We start from the raw sequence: 15,650 nt of genomic DNA, 5'->3' as shown, positions 1-15,650 counted from the left end.
TCACGAGAAAGGGGTTCGCCTGCACTCACTCGAACGATGACGATCAAGTCATCTGAATGATGGTCTGCATCACGGTGCTTTCGGTCGAAATGGTCTTGGCATTCGCCTGGTAGTAGCTTTGCGCCTTGATCAGATCAACCAGTTCCTGCGTCAGGTTGACGTTGGAACCTTCCAGGGAGTTGGACTCGATCGCACCCAAAGTACCGGTTTTCGGCGAATCGATACCCGGAATGCCAGAGTTGTAGGTCTCGGTCCAACGGGTACTGCCGATTTGCTGCAGCCCCTGCTCGTTGGCGAAACTCGCCAGCGCTACCTGGCCAATGGCGCGCGACTGGCCATTGCTGAAGGAGGCGAACAATACACCTGTCGCGTCGATGCTCAGGTTGGACAGGATGCCCGTGGCATAACCGTCCTGAGACTGGGACATGCGCGCAGTTTCAGTGTTGTAGGAGGTGGTGCTGGCCATCGACATTTTCATGCCGGCAGCATCGCCCACCGCGCCATTGGCACTCCAGTTACCTGAAGCATCTTCGGCTGCCGGCACCCAGCCAATCATGCTGAAGGTATTGTTGACGACCGTGAACGAGGTGCCCACCGGATGCCCCGTATTGTCGGCTGTCATCGAGTTGACCGAACCATCACTGTTGAATGCGATCGTGCCCACCAGTGGCTCCGTACTCCCCGGATTGAACGGGTTGCGCCCATCAACGAGCGTGTACATGGTCCACTCGTTGGTGCCCGTCTTACGGTAGAACTGCTCCATGGTGTGTTCGTTGCCCTGGCTGTCATACACCTTGGTCGGGAACGAGCGGGTATAGGTCGAATCGTCAGAAGGGTCGAACGGCTTGTTCGCCACCAAGGCAGGCGAGGTAACACCCAGCGCCTGGTCAGTACCTGCCGCGCCACTGGCAACCCAGTCGCCATTCGCATCCTGAGCGGCCGGCACCCAGCCGGTCATGGCAAATGCACCATTGCTGACAGTGAACGACGCCCCACTTGGCACACCCGTGGTGTCGGCCAGCATGGAGCTGATGGTGCCATCACTGTTGTAGTTGATGGTGCCGGCCAGCGGGGTGGTACTGGCTGGATCGAACGGGTTTCGACCATCGACCAGCGTGTACATGGTCCATTCATTGGTATCGGTCTTGCGGTAGTACTGCTGCACTTCGTGCTCTACGCCGTCAGCATCCAGCACGGTACTGGTGCTAGAGCGCTGATAAGTGCTTGGGTCCGCAGGGTCGAATGCAGCCATGGCTGGCGGCTTGGTGTTGTCATACACCTGGAAAGGAATCGAGGCCGCCGAGGAGTTCAGGTTGATACCCTGATCGATCAACGAGGTCGGCTTGGGCTGCAATGCCGATGTGTCGATTTTCAGGTCGGTCAGGCCGCTTTTCTGGATCTTGCCGGTGGCATCCGCCATGTAACCTTGCAGGCGCAGGCCATCGGAGGTCTCGACGAAGTTGTCCTTGCTGGGCTGGAAAGAACCCGCCCGCGTGTAAACCTTCGAGCCGTTGTCAGACAGCACGAAGAAGCCCTGACCCTGGATACCCATGTCCAGCGCGTTGCCCGTGGTGTTTACATCACCCTGGGTGAATTGCTGGGAAATGGCTGCCAGCCGCACACCATTGCCCACCTGGTTCTTGCCCACACCCAGACGGTTGGCGCCCGCGTAAACATCCGCGAACTCGGCACGCGAGGCCTTGAACCCCGTGGTATTGACGTTGGCGATGTTGTTGCCGGTGACATCCAGTTGTTTGTTGGCTGCGTACAGACCGCTAAGGCCGATATTGAAAGACATGAATTCGCTCCTTTTGCCGCTCTAGCGGGCCTTAGATACCGATGGTTTGCACGTCGGAGAGGGAGACCTTGCCTACACCGGCAAGGTTGAGCACCATTTCTCCTGAGGCACTGAAGCTGACGCTGGTTACCTTGGCCGGCAACAGCGTGCTCATTTGCACCGCCTCGCCATCGACTGTGGTGCTAGCGGTGAAGGTGTAAGTGCCCGGGTCCACTTTCTCGCCACTGTTGTTGGTACCGTCCCAGATGAAGTCGGCGTAACCGGCTTTCTGCTCACCCAACTCGATGGTCTTGACCGTGTTGCCATCCTTGTCCTTGATAGTGATCTTCGCTTCACTGATTGCCTGAGGCACAACGAACTGGGCATTGAAGCTTTCAGCGGTATCAACCACAGCCTTGTCGTTCTGAACCACCACCGAGCGCCCTACCAGCGACGACGCCTGAAGCGCCTGGGACGAGGCCATGGCACTGGTGATGGAGCTGACCGAATCGTTCAGCGAGGTAATACCTTCCAGGCTGCTGAACTGCGCCAACTGGGCAACGAACTCGCTGTTATCCTGCGGGTCCAGCGGGTTCTGGTGTTGCATCTGGGTGACCAGCAGCTGCAGAAAGGCATCTTTGCCGAGCGAATCGTTGCCGGTTTTGGATGCAGTGTCCGTGGTCTTTTTGGTGCTGGTGCCCACGCCCGACGCCGACAGCACGTCATTGAGGTTTACACCGTTAGTATCGATTGCCATGGTCTGAATTCCTTATCACTGCCCCAGGGTCAGCACTTTCTGCATCATGCTCTTGGCCGTATTCATCAGTTCGGCGTTGGTCTGAAACGCGCGACTGGCGGAGATCATGTCCGCCATCTCCTCGACCACATTGACGTTCGGGTAGTAGACGTAGCCGTCCTTGTTCGCCGCAGGGTGGTTCGGCTCGTAGCGTGCTTCAAGGGTGCTCTGGTCTTCGACGATGCCTTTTACCTGCACGCCCTGCCCTGCCTCGCCCTGGTCTTCGAACAGCGACTGGCTGCTGCCGGCCTGTGCATTCTGGAAAGTGGTGGCGAACACCGGGTGACGGGCGCGGTACGTCTGGTCGATACTCGAAGACACGGTCTCGGCGTTGGCGATGTTGGACGCCACGGTGTTCAGACGCGTGTTCTGTGCGCTCATGCCGCTACCGGCAATGTTGAAGACACTGGAAAGGGACATGGTCATTCTCCCCGCAGGGCGGAAACCAGCCCTTTGAATTTACTGTTGAGCAAGGTGAAGCTGGCCTGGAAGCCAATCGCGTTTTCGGTGTAGTTCGATTGCTCGATCTGCGCGTCCACGGTGTTCTGGTCGATCGAGGGCTGCAACGGTGTACGGTACTTGAGGGTATCGTCAGCCGCGATGGCGAGGCCTTCGGCTTCGATGTGCCGGCTGTTGGTACGGTCCATGGCGAAGCGGCCGCCTTGCTGCTTGCTGGTCTCGGCGGCGAGCACCGAAGAAAAATCCATGTCACGCGCCTTGTAATTGGGCGTGTCGGCGTTGGCGATATTGTTGGCCAACACCTCGGCGCGCTGGGCGCGGAAGCCCAGGGCCTTTTCGTGGATACCAAGCGCCTTGTCGAAACTGATGCTCATGTCGGGGAAACCTTCAGAGGTTGACCGGAATTTCGTTGAGCAAGGTATAGCAAGGGCTGTGCCAACCACTGAAAAGCCCGTGTTTAGGGGGGATTGCGGCGCAGTACTGTCAGGTTGATGCCAGAAAAGCGGCAAAGGCCTTCCGCCTGAGGTGACAAAAGCGGCAATTGATGGGCGGCAAAAGCGGCAAAACAAAAAATTGACGTCAGTGTTTTCCTGTGCGGGCCTCTTCGCGGGTAAACCCGCTCCTACACGCGGCCTGTGCCCAACCACCGCCCGATGTCCACCCCCGATCCGTCGTAGGAGCGGGTTTACCCGCGAATACGGTAGCGGCAGCAACGGTGAACGGCGGGTGGAGATTGACCAGCAGGGCCGGCCTCTTCGCGGGTAAACCCGCTCCTACGGGGAGCTCGGCAGGAACAGTGGATAGGCAAACAAAAAGACCGGCACCTCTCGATACCGGCCTTCGTGCTTACTTGGCCTGGTAGATGATCCCCGGGCTGCACTGCACCATCTGGTAATGGTCCGGCAAGCCGTTCAGCGCTTCCGAGGCGCCGAGGAACAGGTAGCCACCTGGCTTGAGGGTACTGTGAATGCGCAGCAGGATGTCCTTCTTCACCTGCGCCGAGAAATAGATCAGCACATTGCGGCAGAACACGATGTCGAACTTGCCCAGACTGGCATAGCTGTCGAGCAGGTTGAACGAGCGGAACTCGACACGGCTGCGAATCGCTGGCTTGACCGCCCAACGCCCCGGCCCCTTGGGGTCGAAGTAGCGCTGCAGGCGCTCCTGGGACAGCCCACGGGCAATCGCCAGGCTGTCGTATTCGCCGGTCTTGCAGTTGGTCAGCATGGTGCCGGAGAGGTCGGTGGCGACGATCTGCGCCCCCATCTTCAACTGACCGAGGTTGCTGCGCTCGAACTCGTCGATCGCCATCGAGATGGAATACGGCTCCTGCCCCGACGAACAGGCCGCCGACCACATGCGCAGGCGCTGGCCGGGGTTGTTGCGGATGAACTCGGGGATCACCTTGTTCTTCAACACCTCAAAGGGGTAGGTGTCGCGAAACCACAGGGTCTCGTTGGTGGTCATGGCATCGACCACCTGCTCGCGCAAACCGCCGCGCGGCTGGGCCTGAATGCGCTGCACCAGCTCACCCAGGCTCTTGATGCCCTGTTGTTCCATCAGCTTGTTGAGACGGCTGGAAACCAGGTACTGCTTATTCTCGCCCAGCAGGATGCCACAGGCTTTCTCCAGGAAGACCCGGAACTGTTCGAAATCCAAATTACCCGTAGACACTACTGCCGCCTCTTTTCAATCACTGGTGCCGGGGGGCATGCCCCCGGCTGCTTCAATGCGCTGCCTTGATCCGGTCGACCACCCGTTGGGCCAGGTCGTCCGGCTTGAACTTGGCCAGGAAGTCATCGGCGCCGACCTTCTTGACCATTGCCTGGTTGAACACCCCGGAAAGCGAAGTATGCAGGCAGATGTGCAATTTTTGCATGCGCGGATCGCTGCGAATCTCCGCGGTTAGCGTATATCCGTCCATTTCCGGCATTTCAATGTCCGAGATCATCATCAGGAACTCTTCTTCCGGCTTTTTGCCCTCATCCACCAGCTGGCGCAGGTAGTTCAGCGCCTGACGGCCATCATTGAGCGCCACCACCTCGACCCCAACGGTCTGCAGGCACCGGCTGACCTGCTTGCGCGCCACTGACGAGTCGTCGACGGTCAGCACTCGCATCAACACCGCCTTGTCCTGCACTTCGGCATCGATCACACCGGCCGATACCGACTCGGACGACGGCGACACTTCGGCCAGCACCTTCTCCACGTCGATGATCTCGACCATGCGGTTGTCAACCCGGGTGACCGCGGTGAGGTAGTGATCACGGCCGGTACCCTTGGGTGGCGGATGGATCTCTTCCCAGTTCATGTTGACGATGCGCTCCACCGAATGCACCAGGAAACCTTGGGTCTTGGTGTTGTACTCGGTGATGATCACGAAGCTGTTGCGTGTGTCTTCCTGCAGCGGCCGCAACCCGGTGGCCATCGACAAGTCGAGGATCGGGATGGTCGCCCCGCGAATATTGGCAACGCCACGCACCACAGGGTGCGCCTTGGGCAGCAGGGTCAGCGCAGGGCATTGCAGTACTTCCCTGACCTTGAACACATTGATGCCGTAAAGCTGTTCGCCATTGAGGCGGAACAGCAGCAATTCCAGGCGATTCTGCCCCACCAGCTGCGTGCGCTGGTTGACCGAATCCATAACACCCGCCATGCCAGACTCCTTAACGTTTCAGCCTTTCGTTGCAACTCAGGTAGCGAGTCGGCACGGGCTTTGCTTTTTTGAGTGTCATGCACACGAAAACGACATTTTCCCGACGATTGACACGCCTGCTGACTGGCCCGCTGGCCACGCTGTGCCTGCTGATGCCCGGCGTTCGCACGGTGGCGAACGCGTTCACCTTGCCTGAACAGCTTATCGGTGTCACCCAAGGGTTTCTTGAATTCACCGTTGAAGATTATCTGTCCACCACCCAGACTACCGGCCGCTATGAAATCCAGGTCAACCCGCTGGACCCACGCCTGCGCATGCCGCTGTGCAGCCAGCAGCTGGACGCCTCACTGGAAAGCCCGGCCCAGCCGCTGGGCCGGGTGACGGTACGGATACGTTGCAACGGCGCAGCACCGTGGACAGTCTTTGTGCCGGCCACCGTGCGACTTTTCCGCGACGTGGTGGTGGTGACCCGCCCGCTCAAGCGCGACAACACGGTCGGCGAAGGTGACGTGGCCCTGCGCGAGCGCGATGTCGGCACCTTGGGCCAGGGCTTTCTGACCGAGCTGGACCAGGCGGTGGGCATGAAGATGCTGCGTCCCACGGTGATCGACCAGGTGCTCACCCCGCAACACCTGGAACAGGCCGAGGTGGTGCGCAAGGGTGACCAGGTGGTGATCATCGCCCGCAGTGGCAGCCTGAGTGTGCGCATGCCGGGCGAAGCCCTGAGCAAGGGCGGCCTGAGCGAGCAGATCCGGGTACGCAACCTCAATTCAAAACGCGTGGTCAAGGCCAGGGTGACCGGCCCGGGCCAGGTCGAGGTCAGTATGTAGGCTGGCTACCAGATTGCGCTGGCAGTGAGGAACCGCTTTTCCTAAACTGTGTCAGAACACGGGTTCGCGGGCTTGCCGACAGGCGGCAATGCATTTGTGCCTAAAGTTTATATCGGGTTGGCCGAAAACAAGGCAAGCGTCCAAATACCCAGAGGTTTCTGATCATGGTCATCGACTTCAGTCGTTTGAATAACTCTCCGTCCGTCACGGGCGGCGTGCGCGGCAACACCGCGTCCGGCAGCGCCGAAAAACCGGCAGCCAGCCAGGAAACGGTGAAAGACACCAGCGCCAGCGGAGAGGCGGTACACCTCAGCCAGGAGGCACAGCAGTTGCAGAAAATCAGCGACAAGCTGCGCGACGAGCCCGTGGTCAACAGCGCCCGTGTGGCCCAGTTGAAGCAGGCAATCGCCGACGGCAGCTACCAGGTCGATGCCGGCCGGGTCGCCAGCAAACTGCTTGATTTCGAAGCCCAGCGCTGACCGTACGGCGCGCTGACTTCACGGACGCCTGAAAAGCCAAGAGTTAGCCATGCACGACACCACCTTGCTGCAACTGATCGAAGATGACATTGCCCCGATGCAGGAACTGCTCGACCTTCTGCAGAAGGAGTCTGTAGCCCTGCATGGCCGCGATATGGCGCCACTGGAAAATATCCTGGCCCGCAAGCAGTCTTTGATCGTGTTGCTGGAGCAGCAAGGCCTGCGGCGCAACAACCTGCTCACCAGCCTTGGCCTGAGCGCAGATCGCGCCGGCGTGGAGGCTGTGGCGGCCCAATCGCCTAACGGTGAATTGATCCTGCAACAACTGGACGTGATCAGCCAGTTGATGCAAGCCTGCCAACAGCTTAACGAAACCAATGGCCGGATCATCCAGGTGCAGCAACACGTCACCAACAACCAGATCCGGATCCTCATGGGCGGCGACTCGCCTTCGCTCTACGACAGCCGTGGCAGCACCTCGCCGCTGGCCAAGCCGCGCGCGCTCAGCCAAGTGTGATTTTTCTATCAAGGCACAGAACATAGTGGCAAAATGCCGTTACTTGCGTGTGTCGCTTTTGCCTGGAGAACGATAAGCTGTGTTCAATGAATCCGATGCCCCGCAACCACCCAAGGTGTTGAGCACCCCCTTGGAGATTGCGGCCAACTTGCGGCAGCTGCAGGAAAGCCACGACCCCCTGATCATCACCTTCCATGACCGCAGCCAGCGCTTCCAGAGCTATGTGGTGCACGTGGACCGCGAAAGCAACACCCTGGCACTGGATGAGATGATCCCCCGTGACGGCGAGAAATTCATCGAAAACGGCGAGCACTTCCGTGTCGAAGGCTTCCACGATGGTGTACGCATCGCCTGGGAATGCGATCACGCCCTGAAAATCAGCGAAGTTGACGGCCACCGCTGCTACAGCGGCGCCCTGCCGCAAGAGATGACCTATCACCAGCGCCGCAACGCCTTCCGCGCCGCGCTGAAGCTATCGCAGCTGGTCGACATCATCCTCGACGGTGCTCACCTCAAGGGCAACGGCGCCATGCGAGGCAAACTGCTGGATATCTCGGCCACTGGCTGCAAACTGCGCTTTGAAGGCAATGTCGAAGACCGCCTGCAACTGGGCCAGGTGTATGAGCGTTTCAAGGCGGGCAACCCACTGGGCCTGGTGGACACCATGGTCGAGCTGCGTCATCTGCACTATGAAGAGCGCATCAACACCACTTTTGCCGGCGTACGCTTCCACAACCTGAGCGGCCAGGCGCAGCGCAAGATCGAGAGTTTCGTGTACCAGCTGCAGCGTGAAGCGCGGCGGTTCGACAAGGACGATTATTGATCGTCGGTCGGTAAAACAGAAAACGCCACCTGCTGAGGTGGCGTTTTCATTTGTGTTTCTGCTGGGCTGGCCTTTTCGCGGGTAAACCCGCTCCTACACCGACTTGCTGACCTCTTCCGACTCAGGCGCCTGTTGCTGCGCGCCCTTCTCTTCATCCTCGGTATCTTCAGCCGCCACCGGCGCCTGCATCACGTCCTGCACCGTCTGCTCATCCACCCGCGGGTCCAGCGCCGCCGACAACGGCGAACCGGCCGCCGGCATCGCCACGTGGCCCAGCGGTGCGTCCTGCACCTGATGCAGGCCGGTAACCGCTTTCGGCCGAATACGCCACACCAGCACCAAGGCAAAGAATACGAAGAAGGCATACAGCATCTGCGCGCCCAGCACTTTCATCAGAACCCCTGCCGCCAGCGGGCCGACGCATGCACCCACACCGTAGGTCACCAACAGCATCGCCGTCAGCGATACCCGGCGCTCGCTTTCCACGTGGTCATTGGAAAAGGCAACCGCCAGCGGGTACAGGCAGAACTGCAGCAACGAGATCAGGAAGCCGATACCGAACAGCAACTCCAGCGGCACACTGGGCAGTATTGCCAATGGCGCAGCCGCCAGCGCCAGCCCCACTGCCACACTCCGAATCAGCACCGCCCGGTCATAACGGTCAGACAACCAGCCCAGCGGCCACTGCACCAGCAGGCCGGCAAAAATGCAGCTACCCATGAACAGACCGATCTGCTCGGTACTCATCCCCTGGCTTGACGCATATAAAGGCGCCAAACCGTAGAACGAGCCGACAATCAGCCCCGAGCCCAAAACCGTACTGAGCGACTGCGGCACGCGCTTGATGAAAAACTTCGGCTCCATCGGTGCCGGGCGCAAGGGCGCCGGGTGAATACGCCGGGTCATCGCCACGGGCACCAGGCACAGGGCAAAGCACATCGCCACCAGCATCAGCAGCTCAGGGCCGAGCTGCGGGTGCACCACCAGAATCAACTGGCCAAGCACCAGCCCCAGGTACGAGGCAATCATGTAGCCGCTGAACACCGCGCCCCGGTGTTTCACATCGGCCTGCTCATTGAGCCAGCTCTCGATGACCATGTATTGGCACATCATCCCCAGGCCGACGATCACGCGCAGCCCGACCCAGGCCGGCAGCCAGCTGGTCAGGCCATGACCGAGCACCGCAGCGCCGACGATACCGGCACAGGTGGCATAGGCGCGTATGTGCCCTACCCGTCCGATCAGCCGGTGGCCAACCTTGCCGCCAACCGCCAGACCAAAGTAGTTGGCCGCCATCAACGCACCCACCCACAGGCTGTCGACGTGGTCGGCAGCCAGGCGCAGGGCCAGGTAGGTGCTGAGCAGGCCCGAGCCGATCAACATCATCAGCGCGGCGAAATACAACGACTGAAACGGCTTCCATACATTTCGCATACGTCCCGTGGAGCTCCCTGGTCAGGTGGCAGTTTTGGGTGCTAGCAGCATAAAGGCAAAAACCGCCTGGCGCAGGCCCCCCGACAGCTATTTGGCATTGCGGGGGCGTGCCCGGTGCAGGTTGTGTCGCGCTCAGGCCTGTGCCGCCAGGACCCGGCGCTCCCACGGCGTGATCTCGTCGAAGAAATCGCTCAGCTCAAGCGTCTTGCTGGCAATGTAGCCTTCGATGAACTCGCTGCCGAACAGTTCCCGCGCCAGCGTGCTGCGCTTGAGCCTTTCAAGGGCCGCGTGCAGCGTGCACGGCAGGCTCAGGTGCTCGGGCACTTCGAATTCGCCCTGGATGGCTGGCGATGGCTGCAAGCGCTGTTCGATGCCATGCAGCCCGGCGGCCAGGCTGGCAGCAATGGCCAGGTACGGGTTGGCATCGGCCCCAGGCAGGCGGTTTTCCACCCGTCGCGCGACCGGTGCACTGGCCGGAATGCGCAAGCCAGCGGCGCGATTGTCCTCGGACCAGCACGCATTGTTCGGCGAGGCATAGGGGTGGCACAGGCGCTGGTAGGAATTGACGTTGGGCGCGAACAGGGCGGTGAAGTCGGCCATGCACGCCTGCAACCCGCCGATGAAATGGTGGAAGGTGTCTGTCGCCAGGCCCTGCTCGTCACTGAACACGTTACGCCCGCTGCCGGCCTCGACCAGGCTCTGGTGAATGTGCATGGAACTGCCGGGCGCACGCGCCAGCGGCTTGGCCATGCAGACCACGGTCAGCCCATGCTTGAGCGCCACTTCCTTGAGCAGGTGCTTGAACAGGAAGGTCTGGTCGGCCAACAGCAGCGGGTCGCCGTGCAGGAGGTTGATCTCGAACTGGCTGACACCCATTTCGTGCATGAAGGTGTCACGTGGCAGGCCGAGCGCGGCCATGCAGTGGTACACCTCCTTGAAGAACGGGCGCAGGCCGTTGTTGGAACTGACACTGAACGCCGAATGGCCCAGCTCGCGGCGGCCATCGCTGCCTACAGGCGGCAGGAAGGGTTGCTGCGGGTCTGTGTTGGGGGCAAAGACGAAGAACTCCAGCTCGGTTGCCACTACCGGCGCCAGGCCCAGTGCCGCATAGCGGGCTATCACGGCCTTCAGCTGGCCCCGGGTGGACAGTGCCGAGGGCCGGCCATCCAGCTCGTTGGCATCGCAGATGGCCAAGGCGCGGCCGTCATCGCTCCAGGGCAGGCGGTGGACCTGACTGGGTTCGGCCACCAGTGCCAGGTCGCCGTCATCACTGCCGTAGAATTTCGCTGCTGGGTAGCCGCCCATGATGCACTGCAGCAGCACACCCCGGGCCATCTGCAGGCGACGGCCTTCGAGGAAGCCGTCGGCGGTCATCACCTTGCCGCGCGGGACGCCGTTGAGGTCGGGGGTGACGCATTCGATTTCATCGATGCCCTGGAGCTGAGCGGTGCTCATGACGCTTGTCCTTGTTGTTGTAGGCTGACAACAACATAGGCTGCGGGTGTTTAAAATATCAAGCAGCCTATAGAGGTGCCTGTGCCGGCCTCTTCGCGGGTGAACCCGCGCCTACAGGTGGGTGCGACCCGTGTAGGAGCGGGTTCACCCGAGAACAGGCCGGCACAGCCCCCCCTACTCCCGCAAGGTCATGCCATTGGCTGGCAACGGCAACGCCGTTTTGTAGCGCACCTGCTTCAGGGCAAAACTCGATCGAATATTGGCCACCCCCGGCAAGCGCGTCAGGTAATCGAGAAACCGCTCCAGCGCCTGGATGCTCGGCAGCAGCACCCGCAACAGGTAATCCGGGTCCCCGGTCATCAGGTAGCACTCCATCACCTCGGGCCGCTCGGCGATCTCTTCTTCAAACCGATGCAACGACTGCTCCACCTGTTTTTCCAGGCTGACATGGATAAACACATTCACATCCAGCCCCAGCACCTCAGGCGACAGCAAGGTCACCTGCTGGCGGATCACCCCCAGTTCTTCCATGGCCCGCACCCGGTTGAAACACGGCGTGGGCGACAGGTTCACCGAGCGTGCCAGCTCGGCATTGGTGATGCGGGCGTTCTCTTGCAGGCTGTTGAGAATGCCGATATCAGTACGATCGAGTTTGCGCATAAGACAAAATCACCGGTTTTTTGTGTTTATGCGGAATTTTTATCTGCCCCGCTCAGCAAAGGCAATCAACTTGAGAGAAAAATTCTCCTGCCGGCCCACTAAGATGTAGGTGACGCTGACTTACCAGTCACAAGCCGGTACTCAGCGGCGGCCGCTTCAGAGCTCACAAAAACAAATACCCGAGCGAGCGTAAAAAGCATGAACGAGTACGCCCCCCTGCGTTTGCATGTGCCCGAGCCCACCGGCCGGCCAGGCTGCCAGACCGATTTTTCCTACCTGCGCCTCAACGATGCAGGTCAAGCCCGTAAACCCGCGATCGATGTCGATGCTGCCGACACTGCCGACCTGTCCTACAGCCTGGTCCGCGTGCTCGACGAGCAAGGTGATGCGCAAGGCCCCTGGGCCGAAGACATCGACCCACAGATCCTTCGTCAAGGCATGCGCGCCATGCTCAAGACGCGGATCTTCGACAGCCGCATGGTGGTTGCCCAGCGCCAGAAGAAGATGTCCTTCTACATGCAAAGCCTGGGCGAAGAAGCCATCGGCAGTGGCCAGGCGCTGGCGCTGAACCGCACCGACATGTGCTTCCCGACCTACCGCCAGCAAAGCATCCTGATGGCCCGCGACGTATCGCTGGTCGAGATGATCTGCCAACTGCTGTCCAACGAGCGCGACCCCCTCAAGGGCCGCCAGTTGCCGATCATGTACTCGGTGCGCGAAGCCGGCTTCTTCACCATCAGCGGCAACCTGGCGACCCAGTTCGTGCAGGCGGTCGGCTGGGCCATGGCATCGGCGATCAAGGGCGATACCAAGATCGCCTCGGCGTGGATCGGTGACGGCGCTACTGCCGAGTCAGACTTCCACACCGCCCTCACCTTTGCCCACGTATACCGCGCCCCGGTCATCCTCAACGTGGTCAACAACCAGTGGGCCATTTCCACCTTCCAGGCCATCGCCGGTGGCGAGTCGACCACCTTTGCCGGCCGTGGCGTGGGTTGCGGTATTGCTTCGCTGCGGGTTGACGGCAACGACTTCGTCGCCGTGTACGCCGCCTCGCGCTGGGCTGCCGAGCGCGCCCGCCGCGGCCTGGGCCCAAGCCTGATCGAGTGGGTCACCTACCGTGCCGGCCCGCACTCGACGTCGGACGACCCCTCCAAGTACCGCCCTGCCGATGACTGGAGCCACTTCCCGCTGGGTGACCCGATCGCCCGCCTGAAGCAGCACCTGATCAAGATCGGCCACTGGTCCGAAGAAGAACACCAAGCCGTCACGGCCGAGCTCGAAGCTGCGGTGATTGCCGCACAGAAAGAAGCCGAGCAGTACGGCACCCTGGCTAACGGGCACATCCCGAGCGCCGCCTCGATGTTCGAGGATGTGTACAAGGAGATGCCCGAACACCTGCGCCGTCAACGCCAGGAACTGGGGGTTTGAGATGAACGACCACAACAACAGCATCAACCCGGAAACCGCCATGGCCACCACTACCATGACCATGATCCAGGCCCTGCGCTCGGCCATGGATGTCATGCTTGAGCGCGACGACAATGTGGTGGTGTACGGCCAGGACGTCGGTTACTTCGGCGGCGTGTTCCGCTGCACCGAAGGCCTGCAGAACAAGTACGGCAAATCGCGCGTGTTCGACGCGCCCATCTCCGAGAGCGGCATCGTCGGTACCGCCGTAGGCATGGGCGCCTATGGCCTGCGCCCGGTGGTGGAGATCCAGTTCGCCGACTACTTCTACCCGGCCTCCGACCAGATCGTCTCCGAGCTGGCCCGCCTGCGTTACCGGTCGGCCGGCGAGTTCATTGCCCCGCTGACCCTGCGCATGCCTTGCGGCGGCGGCATCTATGGCGGCCAGACTCACAGCCAGAGCCCGGAAGCGATGTTCACCCAGGTCTGCGGCCTGCGCACCGTGATGCCGTCCAACCCTTATGACGCCAAAGGCCTGCTGATTGCCTCGATCGAATGCGACGACCCGGTAATCTTCCTGGAGCCCAAACGTCTGTACAACGGCCCGTTCGATGGCCACCACGACCGCCCTGTAACCCCATGGTCGAAGCACCCGCACAGCGCCGTGCCCGACGGCTATTACACCGTACCGCTGGACAAGGCCGCCATTACCCGCCCTGGCAATGACGTGACCGTACTGACTTACGGCACCACGGTGTACGTGGCCCAGGTGGCCGCCGAAGAAAGCGGCGTCGATGCCGAAGTGATCGACCTGCGCAGCCTGTGGCCGCTGGACCTGGACACTATCGTCGAGTCGGTGAAAAAGACTGGCCGTTGCGTGGTGGTGCACGAGGCCACCCGCACCTGCGGCTTCGGTGCCGAGCTGGTGTCGCTGGTGCAGGAGCACTGCTTCCACCACCTGGAGGCGCCGATCGAGCGCGTCACCGGCTGGGACACCCCCTACCCTCACGCACAGGAATGGGCTTACTTCCCCGGCCCTTCGCGGGTAGGTGCGGCACTGAAAAAGGTCATGGAGGTCTGAATGGGCACGCACGTCATCAAGATGCCGGACATTGGCGAAGGCATCGCGCAGGTCGAGTTGGTGGAATGGTTCGTCAAGGTCGGTGACATCATCGCCGAGGATCAGGTGGTGGCCGACGTCATGACCGACAAGGCCACCGTGGAAATCCCCTCGCCGGTCAGCGGCAAGGTGTTGGCCCTGGGTGGCCAGCCCGGGGAAGTGATGGCGGTCGGTAGCGAACTGATCCGCATCGAAGTGGAAGGCAGCGGCAACCATGTGGACGTGCCTCAGCCAAAACCGGTAGAGGCCCCGGCCGCCCCGATTGCAGCCAAGCCGGAACCGCAGAAAGACGTAAAACCCGCCGTGTACCAGGCGCCCGCCAACCACGAAGCTGCGCCCATCGTGCCGCGCCAGCCGGGCGACAAGCCGCTGGCCTCGCCGGCCGTGCGCAAACGCGCCCTGGACGCCGGTATCGAACTGCGTTATGTGCATGGTAGCGGCCCGGCCGGGCGCATTCTGCACGAAGACCTCGACGCCTTCATGAGCAAGCCGCAAAGCAATGCCGGGCAAGCACCTGATGGTTATGCCAAGCGCACCGACAGCGAGCAGGTGCCGGTGATCGGCCTGCGCCGCAAGATCGCCCAGCGCATGCAGGACGCCAAACGCCGGGTCGCGCACTTCAGTTATGTCGAGGAAATCGACGTCACCGCCCTGGAAGCCCTGCGCCAGCAACTCAACAGCAAGCACGGCGACAGCCGCGGCAAACTGACCTTGCTGCCATTCCTGGTGCGCGCCCTCGTCGTGGCGCTGCGTGACTTCCCGCAGATCAACGCGACCTACGACGACGAAGCGCAGATCATCACCCGCCATGGCGCGGTGCATGTGGGCATTGCCACCCAGGGTGACAACGGCCTGATGGTACCCGTGCTGCGCCACGCCGAAGCGGGCAGCCTGTGGGCCAATGCCGGCGAGATTTCGCGCCTGGCCAACGCTGCACGTAACAACAAGGCCAGCCGCGAGGAGCTGTCCGGCTCGACCATCACCCTGACCAGCCTCGGCGCCTTGGGTGGCATTGTCAGCACGCCGGTGGTCAACACCCCGGAAGTGGCAATCGTCGGGGTCAACCGCATGGTCGAACGACCGGTGGTGATTGATGGCCAGATCGTCGTGCGCAAGATGATGAACCTGTCCAGCTCGTTCGACCACCGCGTGGTCGATGGCATGGACGCCGCCCTGTTCATCCAGGCCGTGCGTGGCCTGCTCGAACAACCCGCCTGCCTGTTCGTGGAGTGAG

General features: G+C 61.3%; 16 protein-coding genes. 7 read left to right on the top strand and 9 right to left on the bottom strand.

Going from position 1 to position 15,650, the window contains the following annotated elements:
• Positions 1–43: 43 nt before the first annotated feature.
• The 6 genes from AC3WLP_RS11315 to AC3WLP_RS11290 form a co-directional block, all read right to left on the bottom strand.
• Complete coding sequence (locus AC3WLP_RS11315; RefSeq protein ID WP_014860309.1) at positions 44–1,798, bottom strand: flagellar hook-basal body complex protein; 1,755 nt, start codon at positions 1,796–1,798, stop codon at positions 44–46.
• Between the two features lie 31 nt (positions 1,799–1,829).
• Positions 1,830–2,534 carry a flagellar hook assembly protein FlgD gene (gene flgD / locus AC3WLP_RS11310; protein ID WP_012051597.1) on the bottom strand — a complete coding sequence of 235 codons (705 nt, stop codon included), beginning with the start codon at positions 2,532–2,534 and terminating at the stop codon, positions 1,830–1,832.
• A 15-nt stretch (positions 2,535–2,549) separates the two neighbouring features.
• A complete protein-coding gene (flgC, locus tag AC3WLP_RS11305) occupies positions 2,550–2,993 on the bottom strand; it encodes a flagellar basal body rod protein FlgC (protein ID WP_012051596.1) in 444 nt (147 codons plus the stop codon).
• A 2-nt stretch (positions 2,994–2,995) separates the two neighbouring features.
• Entirely contained in the window at positions 2,996–3,406 is a 411-nt protein-coding gene (gene flgB, locus AC3WLP_RS11300; protein WP_012051595.1) for a flagellar basal body rod protein FlgB, read from the bottom strand.
• 472 nt (positions 3,407–3,878) lie between these two features.
• Positions 3,879–4,706, bottom strand: a complete 828-nt coding sequence (gene cheR / locus AC3WLP_RS11295; protein ID WP_004575768.1) for a protein-glutamate O-methyltransferase CheR — start codon at positions 4,704–4,706, stop codon at positions 3,879–3,881.
• 52 nt (positions 4,707–4,758) lie between these two features.
• Positions 4,759–5,688 carry a chemotaxis protein CheV gene (locus tag AC3WLP_RS11290; RefSeq protein ID WP_010955104.1) on the bottom strand — a complete coding sequence of 310 codons (930 nt, stop codon included), beginning with the start codon at positions 5,686–5,688 and terminating at the stop codon, positions 4,759–4,761.
• Between the two features lie 77 nt (positions 5,689–5,765).
• Between AC3WLP_RS11290 and flgA the strand changes: the two genes are divergently transcribed.
• The 4 genes from flgA to AC3WLP_RS11270 all read left to right on the top strand — a co-directional run bounded on the left by flgA (position 5,766) and on the right by AC3WLP_RS11270 (position 8,337).
• Positions 5,766–6,518, top strand: a complete 753-nt coding sequence (flgA, locus tag AC3WLP_RS11285) for a flagellar basal body P-ring formation chaperone FlgA (RefSeq protein ID WP_088513384.1) — start codon at positions 5,766–5,768, stop codon at positions 6,516–6,518.
• 164 nt (positions 6,519–6,682) lie between these two features.
• A complete protein-coding gene (flgM, locus tag AC3WLP_RS11280; RefSeq protein WP_088513385.1) occupies positions 6,683–6,997 on the top strand; it encodes a flagellar biosynthesis anti-sigma factor FlgM in 315 nt (104 codons plus the stop codon).
• Between the two features lie 49 nt (positions 6,998–7,046).
• The gene (locus AC3WLP_RS11275; protein ID WP_012051592.1) at positions 7,047–7,514 is read left to right on the top strand and encodes a flagella synthesis protein FlgN; all 468 of its coding nucleotides are present in this window, start codon (positions 7,047–7,049) and stop codon (positions 7,512–7,514) included.
• Between the two features lie 79 nt (positions 7,515–7,593).
• Positions 7,594–8,337 (top strand): flagellar brake protein, encoded by a 744-nt coding sequence (locus tag AC3WLP_RS11270; RefSeq protein ID WP_012051591.1) that lies wholly within the window; start codon positions 7,594–7,596, stop codon positions 8,335–8,337.
• Positions 8,338–8,430: 93 nt separating this feature from the next.
• Here the strand turns inward: AC3WLP_RS11270 and AC3WLP_RS11265 are convergent, their stop codons facing one another.
• The 3 genes from AC3WLP_RS11265 to bkdR form a co-directional block, all read right to left on the bottom strand.
• A complete protein-coding gene (locus tag AC3WLP_RS11265) occupies positions 8,431–9,771 on the bottom strand; it encodes an MFS transporter (protein WP_012051590.1) in 1,341 nt (446 codons plus the stop codon).
• 132 nt (positions 9,772–9,903) lie between these two features.
• Complete coding sequence (locus tag AC3WLP_RS11260; RefSeq protein ID WP_178085900.1) at positions 9,904–11,145, bottom strand: glutamine synthetase family protein; 1,242 nt, start codon at positions 11,143–11,145, stop codon at positions 9,904–9,906.
• A gap of 255 nt (positions 11,146–11,400) precedes the next feature.
• The gene (gene bkdR, locus AC3WLP_RS11255; protein WP_003254485.1) at positions 11,401–11,886 is read right to left on the bottom strand and encodes a Bkd operon transcriptional regulator BkdR; all 486 of its coding nucleotides are present in this window, start codon (positions 11,884–11,886) and stop codon (positions 11,401–11,403) included.
• 198 nt (positions 11,887–12,084) lie between these two features.
• Here bkdR and AC3WLP_RS11250 point away from each other — a divergent pair, with 198 nt between their 5' ends.
• From AC3WLP_RS11250 to AC3WLP_RS11240, 3 genes are read left to right on the top strand one after another with little or no spacing between them, the layout of a single operon-like run.
• A complete protein-coding gene (locus AC3WLP_RS11250) occupies positions 12,085–13,317 on the top strand; it encodes a 3-methyl-2-oxobutanoate dehydrogenase (2-methylpropanoyl-transferring) subunit alpha (protein ID WP_003254486.1) in 1,233 nt (410 codons plus the stop codon).
• A 1-nt stretch (position 13,318) separates the two neighbouring features.
• On the top strand, positions 13,319–14,377 hold the full coding sequence (locus AC3WLP_RS11245; protein ID WP_012051588.1) for an alpha-ketoacid dehydrogenase subunit beta: 1,059 nt from the start codon (positions 13,319–13,321) through the stop codon (positions 14,375–14,377).
• On the top strand, positions 14,378–15,649 hold the full coding sequence (locus tag AC3WLP_RS11240) for a dihydrolipoamide acetyltransferase family protein (RefSeq protein ID WP_010955112.1): 1,272 nt from the start codon (positions 14,378–14,380) through the stop codon (positions 15,647–15,649).
• Position 15,650: the final 1 nt, after the last annotated feature.

This window comes from Pseudomonas sp. FW305-E2, from assembly GCF_058782925.1.
The sequence above is the reverse complement of the archived record's forward strand: the minus strand, read 5'-3'. Positions and strand labels throughout refer to the sequence as shown.

Bases quoted from the DNA above. Each gene is read 5' to 3' on its own strand.
- AC3WLP_RS11245 (WP_012051588.1), top strand. From the start codon at position 13,319: ATGAACGACCACAACAACAGCATCAACCCGGAAACCGCCATGGCCACC.
- flgD (WP_012051597.1), bottom strand. From the start codon at position 2,534: ATGGCAATCGATACTAACGGTGTAAACCTCAATGACGTGCTGTCGGCG.
- AC3WLP_RS11275 (WP_012051592.1), top strand. From the start codon at position 7,047: ATGCACGACACCACCTTGCTGCAACTGATCGAAGATGACATTGCCCCG.
- AC3WLP_RS11290 (WP_010955104.1), bottom strand. From the start codon at position 5,688: ATGGCGGGTGTTATGGATTCGGTCAACCAGCGCACGCAGCTGGTGGGG.
- flgC (WP_012051596.1), bottom strand. From the start codon at position 2,993: ATGTCCCTTTCCAGTGTCTTCAACATTGCCGGTAGCGGCATGAGCGCA.
- AC3WLP_RS11315 (WP_014860309.1), bottom strand. From the start codon at position 1,798: ATGTCTTTCAATATCGGCCTTAGCGGTCTGTACGCAGCCAACAAACAA.
- flgB (WP_012051595.1), bottom strand. From the start codon at position 3,406: ATGAGCATCAGTTTCGACAAGGCGCTTGGTATCCACGAAAAGGCCCTG.
- AC3WLP_RS11250 (WP_003254486.1), top strand. From the start codon at position 12,085: ATGAACGAGTACGCCCCCCTGCGTTTGCATGTGCCCGAGCCCACCGGC.
- AC3WLP_RS11260 (WP_178085900.1), bottom strand. From the start codon at position 11,145: ATGACCGCCGACGGCTTCCTCGAAGGCCGTCGCCTGCAGATGGCCCGG.
- AC3WLP_RS11265 (WP_012051590.1), bottom strand. From the start codon at position 9,771: ATGCGAAATGTATGGAAGCCGTTTCAGTCGTTGTATTTCGCCGCGCTG.
- flgA (WP_088513384.1), top strand. From the start codon at position 5,766: ATGCACACGAAAACGACATTTTCCCGACGATTGACACGCCTGCTGACT.
- flgM (WP_088513385.1), top strand. From the start codon at position 6,683: ATGGTCATCGACTTCAGTCGTTTGAATAACTCTCCGTCCGTCACGGGC.
- AC3WLP_RS11240 (WP_010955112.1), top strand. From the start codon at position 14,378: ATGGGCACGCACGTCATCAAGATGCCGGACATTGGCGAAGGCATCGCG.
- bkdR (WP_003254485.1), bottom strand. From the start codon at position 11,886: ATGCGCAAACTCGATCGTACTGATATCGGCATTCTCAACAGCCTGCAA.